Below are 962 nucleotides of genomic sequence, written 5' to 3'. Positions count from 1 at the left end.
GGGTTTTTAAAAATCTAGTATGCAAGCATTGTTCATGTTATGTTAACAAAGTGCTCTGGCAACTTTTCAAAATATTGTTCGATACATCATTGCCTATTTAAGCTAATATACATAATTTTCGGCATTGTCATAACCACCAGATAAACGATTACTGTAGTCCAATGGAAAACATAAGTAAAAAATCTAAATTATGAAATAACTTACCGTTAAATTAGATTTAAGTTCTGAAATTCGGAGTGTTTAGAAAATGACCTTTATTTGATGGTTTTAATATATTCCGAAGGCGTCAAATTAGTTTCTTTTTTAAAGTTATTTGTTGAATGAAGACTTTGAGTTAAAGCCACAGTCGAAGGCTAAAGAAAGAATGGTATATTTTTTACTCTCGGGTGATTCAACAATTTCTTTGAACATCTCTATTCTTTTAGAATTGATGTAGTCATAAAAATTTTTCTCTTCATAAGTATTTATGACTTGAGACAAGTTATTTGGATGGACGTCAATAAATTGTGCCAGTTCAACCAATGTCAGTTCAGGATTTACAAAAAATTTTTCCTCTTCCATTTTTGTTGATAACACATCGTGAATATCTTTAGCTGTTTCGTCTGTTAGTCCTGATTTTTCGTATTTCTGTGTTTTTTTCTCTTCAATAATTTCCGATTCGAATTCAAGATTTCCATCTTCAGAATTCGTAGTAATCGCAACTTGGATATTATCATGCACGATAAATGATTTTTTTTGAGTAAAAAACACCTACTTGATTAATACCGAAGTAACCGATGAAAATCACGAATAACACAACTGATAAAAATGTCATTTCTTCAGTGCCAAATATCACAAAAAACCATATGACTCCTATACCTAAAATCAGGTATCTTAACCAATAGAGATTTATTTTCTCCGAATAGGAAAATTGTTTTAATATATTTTGCCTATGATTCTTTAATAATACAAGAGACCAGATT

Annotated in this window: 1 protein-coding gene and 1 pseudogene; both read right to left on the bottom strand. The window is 29.8% G+C overall.

The features are described 5' to 3' along the window. Positions 1–309 precede the first annotated feature (309 nt). Positions 310–720: a helix-turn-helix domain-containing protein gene (locus A9996_RS19380; protein ID WP_066439210.1), complete on the bottom strand. Its 411-nt coding sequence runs from the start codon at positions 718–720 to the stop codon at positions 310–312. Continuing rightward, positions 713–962: pseudogene (locus A9996_RS20315) on the bottom strand (helix-turn-helix domain-containing protein); the annotation flags it as partial. The pseudogene A9996_RS20315 and the gene A9996_RS19380, both read right to left, overlap by 8 nt.

The sequence above is a fragment of the Gelidibacter algens genome (assembly GCF_001678675.1).
Classification (GTDB): Bacteria; Bacteroidota; Bacteroidia; order Flavobacteriales; family Flavobacteriaceae; genus Gelidibacter; species Gelidibacter algens.
The sequence above is the reverse complement of the archived record's forward strand: the minus strand, read 5'-3'. Positions and strand labels throughout refer to the sequence as shown.